Annotated in this window: 3 protein-coding genes and 1 pseudogene; 3 read left to right on the top strand and 1 reads right to left on the bottom strand. The window is 38.1% G+C overall.

All coding sequences use genetic code 11. The features are described from left to right. Nucleotides 1–1175, bottom strand: a pseudogene (locus ACKPEB_RS00615) (RNA-guided endonuclease InsQ/TnpB family protein); the annotation flags it as partial. Between the two features lie 59 nt (nucleotides 1176–1234). On the opposite strand from ACKPEB_RS00615, the gene tnpA reads away from it, so the two are divergent. The 3 genes from tnpA to ACKPEB_RS00600 all read left to right on the top strand — a co-directional run bounded on the left by tnpA (nucleotide 1235) and on the right by ACKPEB_RS00600 (nucleotide 4156). Further along, nucleotides 1235–1642, top strand: coding sequence for an IS200/IS605 family transposase (gene tnpA, locus ACKPEB_RS00610; RefSeq protein ID WP_408962821.1), 408 nt, complete (start codon nucleotides 1235–1237; stop codon nucleotides 1640–1642). Nucleotides 1643–1840: 198 nt separating this feature from the next. Next, nucleotides 1841–3199 (top strand): glutathione-disulfide reductase, encoded by a 1359-nt coding sequence (gor, locus tag ACKPEB_RS00605; protein ID WP_408962820.1) that lies wholly within the window; start codon nucleotides 1841–1843, stop codon nucleotides 3197–3199. Between the two features lie 252 nt (nucleotides 3200–3451). Beyond that, nucleotides 3452–4156, top strand: coding sequence for a pentapeptide repeat-containing protein (locus tag ACKPEB_RS00600; RefSeq protein ID WP_408962819.1), 705 nt, complete (start codon nucleotides 3452–3454; stop codon nucleotides 4154–4156). Nucleotides 4157–4371 lie beyond the last annotated feature (215 nt).

Below are 4371 nucleotides of genomic sequence, written 5' to 3'. Positions count from 1 at the left end.
ACAGAAGAATGCTTTTTGGCGCAAGCACCAACGAGTCTTACATCCTCTCCACAAGCTTGAATTTCCGTATGCCCTACGGTATTTGTTGACAAGATTTTTACCCCTTCTTCTCGGATGTTTTTTGCTGCATTTTCATCTCTATCATGATGGGTTTGACAGCTTGGACAAACCCATTCACGAATACTTAAATTCAATGAATTATTTTTAAATTGGCAGCAATGACAAAGCTTTGTACTGGGGAAAAATCTGTCAACTTCAATCAACTTTCCTCCTTCTCTTTCCAGTTTGTAGCCCAGGAAGTTAATTAGCATTCCAAAACCAGCATCTAACACGGATTTTGCTAATTTGGTACGAGCAAACCCTTTAACACAAAGGTTTTCCACTACAATGATTGGGTTCTCGTCAACTAACTTTCGAGAGAGTTTATGAAGAAAGTCAAGTCTTGTGTTTGCTATTTTTTCATGAACTTTAGCAACTCTTTTAACCTGTTCTTTCCGGTTATTAGACCCTTTGGCTTTTCGAGATCATGCTTGCTGTCTTCTTTTTAATCGTTTAGCATATTTTCGAGTAGGCTTAATTGGGTCAACTTTGCTATAGGTTTCACCATCAAACACCGTTACCAAACTCGTCAACCCTAAGTCAATCCCTGAAATTTTCCCAGTTTTATTTAGGATTAAATCGTTAGCTTCAAACAAAATAGCGGCAAAATATTTATCTGTACTGGTCTTAGACACGGTAACAGATTTAATTTTGCTGCTAATTGCTTTTGGAATCCTGGCTTTGACAACCCCCAACTTAGGAAGTTTTACACCATTTCCTTTGATTGAACAACTTTCGGGATAACGGATGGATTGCTTTTTGTGTTTACTTTTGAATTTAGGGAATCTGGCTCTTTTTTGAAAAAAGTTTTTAAATGCCGATTCCAAATTTTTGAGTGATTGTTGCAATGTAGCAGCAGTTACTTCTTTCAGAAATAGGTAATCCGGTTGTTTTTTGAGTTGGGTTAAATCCTTCGCCATATCACAATAATTTAACCCTTTTCCGGTTTCCTTGTACTGATTATTAGTTTTCTCTAGGTAATAATTCCAAACAAATCTGCAACAACCGAAGCTTTTCCCTAAAGCTGCTTGCTGTTCTTTGTTTGGATACAACCTTACCTTGAGAACGTCTAACATTTCTGCTCACACATCAACTTGTCTGGTATTATAGCGTTTAGTGTTAGAGAGTGTCAACTATGTATCACAAAGGTTTTAGGTCGGTTTACAGGCTTAACGCTCATATTCTACTGGTCGTCAAATACCGAAGGAAAGCAATTAGTAGAGAAATCTTAACAAGGTTACATGAAATATTTGTTGATACCCTTAAAAAATGGGATTGTACATTACTGGAGTTTAACGGAGAATCTGATCATGTTCACTTACTGATCGACTACAAACCCGATCACCCCCTATCAACATTAATTGGTAATCTTAAAACTGTTAGTAGCAGACTAATTCGCAAGGAATTTCCTGGTTTGGCATCTAAATATTTTTATAACAAACCTTATTTCTGGACGGGTTCTTACTTTGTTGCCAGTTGCGGTGGGGTCACGGTTGAACAGCTAAAAAAATATGTTGAGCAACAAACAACCCCAGAAAATTAAATCGTATTCGTTACCACTCATGTTTTTATTTTGTCGTGATTCATCTCTCCGCCAAGCTTGCGCGCTCGGCGGGAGTCCTCTCACGACACTAAGATAGAATTCTTAACCCATCAGAGGGTTCCAACAGATCATTCAAATCACGTTTAAAATTAATTTAACCTATTAAAATTGAAGTGGCAATTAAGAGGCTATTGAATCATGAGTTATGATTATGATTTGTTTGTGATGGGTGCAGGTTCAGGGGGATTAGCCTCTTCAAAACGAGCAGCATCTTATGGAGCAAAAGTAGCGATCGCAGAACATGATTTAGTCGGTGGAACTTGTGTGATTCGCGGTTGTGTTCCTAAAAAATTAATGGTTTATGCGTCTCAATTTTCCTATCTGTACCAATATGCTCAAGGATATGGCTGGGCAGTAGGGGCCAGGTCTTCTCGCCCTAAATTTAATTGGAATAAATTAATTACAGCCGTTGATACGGAAGTTAAACGTTTAAGTCAACTGCATATTAGTTTTTTGGAAAAAGCCGGAGTTGAATTAATTTCTGGTTATGCTAAATTTATCGATGCTCATACCGTAGAAGTGGGCGATCGCACAATTACCGCCGATAAAATTTTAATCGCAGTAGGAGGAGAAGCCGTTAAACCCAATATCCCCGGAATTGAACATAGTATTACCTCCCGTGAAATGTTTTTACTTCCTGAACAACCGAAACGATTTGCGGTTTGGGGTGGGGGATATATTGGCGTTGAATTTGCTAATATTCTCAAAGGATTAGGCAGTGAAGTGACTCAAATTATCCGCAGAGATTTAATTTTACATGGCTTTGATGAAGATATTCGCAGTAATATTCAAGCGGGAATGGCTAATCATGGGATTAACTTTTTAACTCAAAAAGTGATTGAAAAAATTGAAAAAACCAAAGCAGGATTACAGTTATTTTTGAGTGGAGATGACACAGAACCTTTAACCGTTGATGCGTTGCTTTGCGCTACAGGTCGTAAACCGAATTTAGCCGGATTAATGTTAGAAAATGCTGGGGTTGAAGTGAATGGAAAAGGCGCAATTCAGGTAACACCGGATAGCCGCACCAGTCAGCCTAATATTTTTGCAGTGGGAGATTGTACGGATCGGATGAATTTAACCCCTGTTGCGATCGCTGAAGGACGAGCTTTTGCTGATACCGAATTTGGTCATCAACCTCGATTTATTACCCATGAAAATATTGCAACGGCTGTATTTTCTAACCCAGAAGGTGCAACGGTGGGATTAACAGAAACCCAAGCACGAGAAAAATTTGGTGATAATATTAAATGTTATACCGCTCGGTTTCGTCCGATGTTTCATAGTTTCACGGGTTCTGAAGAAAGGGTGTTTATTAAATTAGTGGTTGAAGTCAATACAGATCGAGTTTTAGGCGCTCACATGGTCGGAAAAGATGCCGCAGAACTGATTCAAGGAATTGCGATCGCTGTGAATATGGGAGCCACTAAAAAAGACTTTGATAATACAATGGGAATTCATCCGACCAGTGGGGAAGAATTCGTAACACTGAGATAATTGTATACTAGGAGAATGTAGAGAACTGAGTTGCTTTTCTATCTCTCATTCTCTCGATTGATTCTAATAAAAATTAATAAAATTATCATTGATATTTGAGAGGAATTAGTGTACTCTTCCCGTCGAGATCTATCCTAAGTTTTGTTAAATCTTCCTAATGGGTGAAGCATTCAGCCGTTGAATCAGCTTATTATGGAAATTAGGAAACTATCAGGTGTAGGTTTTAGGTGGCAGCTATTGGAGGATAAAAACATGAAAATCCTATCCACAGCAATATTTGGAGCAGCCACAGTGCTTCTACTCGGTTTTGGAGTCACGACTCCAGCCTATTCACAAAACTCTAATGATCTTAAACAATTATTAGAAACTCGGTTTTGTCAAGGGTGTGATTTGAGAGGAGCGAATTTAAGCGGTGCTCATTTGATTGGTGTAGATTTAAGAGATGCTAATCTTGCGGGTGCAAACTTAGCTCATGCCAATTTAGAAGGTGCAGATTTAAAAGGCGCAAATCTCAAGGAAGCTAACTTAGAAGGTGCATTTTTAAATCAAGTAGAATTTAATGATGCCAACCTCAGTGGTGCGAATTTAACTTATGCAAATTTAGTTCAAGCTCAATTAGACGGTGCTAATCTTTTAAATGCAGATTTAACCGGATCTGAATTTGCAATTCCTGTCTTACAAAGTGCTGAACTTCCTCAAGGTTCCTCCGAAGATTTAGGAATAGAAGAAATCGGTGTAGGTCGTGATTCTCGGTTAACCTTCCCTGTTGGAGGACTTGATTTAGATCAACCGTTTGAATATAGCCAAGAGTATCTGGAACAAACGGTTAATCCAACTCTAAACCCAGCACAACCGATTGATTCTGAGTCCTTTTTAAGTCGAACAACCTCCTTTAATGATGGCATGAGAGGAGATGTCAATCCATCAGGATCAGGTGTGTTAAAAGTTAACTTTTAGTTCTCATCTATGAGCAGTATTTCTGTTCTCGTTAAACCCAAATTACTAATACCAGGGAAGAGAATTTCAATGATTTTCTTCCCTGTTTTAGCTTCAGTCTTATATTATTAGGTAATCAAACAGTAGATTTAATTTGCAGTGGGCTACCTTCATTATAAAAAGATTATGGAAAGAAATTAAAAAGACTTGAAACTGTTCAGTTATTTTAAGGAAAC

The organism is Planktothrix sp. (assembly GCF_046067725.1).
Lineage (GTDB): Bacteria > Cyanobacteriota > Cyanobacteriia > Cyanobacteriales > Microcoleaceae > Planktothrix.
The sequence above is the reverse complement of the archived record's forward strand: the minus strand, read 5'-3'. Positions and strand labels throughout refer to the sequence as shown.

Excerpts from the sequence above, each read along its gene's own strand:
- ACKPEB_RS00600 (WP_408962819.1), top strand. The coding sequence starts at position 3,452 with ATGAAAATCCTATCCACAGCAATATTTGGAGCAGCCACAGTGCTTCTA.
- tnpA (WP_408962821.1), top strand. The coding sequence starts at position 1,235 with ATGTATCACAAAGGTTTTAGGTCGGTTTACAGGCTTAACGCTCATATT.
- gor (WP_408962820.1), top strand. The coding sequence starts at position 1,841 with ATGAGTTATGATTATGATTTGTTTGTGATGGGTGCAGGTTCAGGGGGA.